Source organism: Neglectibacter sp. X4, assembly GCF_009917365.1.
Classification (GTDB): Bacteria; Bacillota; Clostridia; order Oscillospirales; family Acutalibacteraceae; genus Acutalibacter.
This window is the reverse complement of sequence record NZ_QWLE01000327.1, coordinates 1-558: the sequence shown is the minus strand read 5'-3', so window position 1 is coordinate 558 and position 558 is coordinate 1. Positions and strand designations below refer to the sequence as shown.

The following is a 558-nucleotide window of genomic DNA, read 5'->3' as shown; positions in this document are numbered from 1 at the left end:
TGTTTGAGAAAAAATGAAATATTTGAGGCAGGTGAGCAGGAATGACAAACAGAGAGTACATGGTTATGCAACTGACAGACCCAGATTGTATAGACGATGGGGGAGCATCGTACGAATCAATGGTTTTTTACAATGTGGAGTGTCCGTATTACGTAGGAGACGAAAGATGCTTGTGTGCAGGAAAAATTCCACGTAGAGATTTGTGCTATTTGTGCAAAGAAGAATGGTTAGATAATGAGGTAGATGAATGACAGATTATGAAAGCGTTTTAATATGTGCTTTGCGCTATGCACTAGGCAGAAGAAGCTACATGGTTGGGATAGTGACAAGGTACATTATCTCCGAGATTCCAAAGTTGTCAAACAAATGCAAGAAAATCATGATTACAGATATTGAGCAAGCGCCATATTACGGCGATGAGTGTGACAAAGATGACTGGATACGGTTGTTGGATAAATTGAAAGGAGAAACAAAGTTATGAAGATTTTAGATGCGTGCTGTGGAGGACGAATGTTTTGGTTTGACAAGCAAAATCCATTTGTAACGTATATGGACAAT

1 protein-coding gene is annotated in these 558 nt (G+C 39.1%); it reads left to right on the top strand.

The features are described 5' to 3' along the window. Positions 1-247: 247 nt before the first annotated feature. Positions 248-481 carry a hypothetical protein gene (locus D1841_RS18410; protein WP_160202277.1) on the top strand — a complete coding sequence of 78 codons (234 nt, stop codon included), beginning with the start codon at positions 248-250 and terminating at the stop codon, positions 479-481. Positions 482-558: the final 77 nt, after the last annotated feature.

What these genes read in the sequence shown, in the direction of transcription:
- D1841_RS18410 (WP_160202277.1), top strand. Translation starts at nt 248, where the DNA reads ATGACAGATTATGAAAGCGTTTTAATATGTGCTTTGCGCTATGCACTA.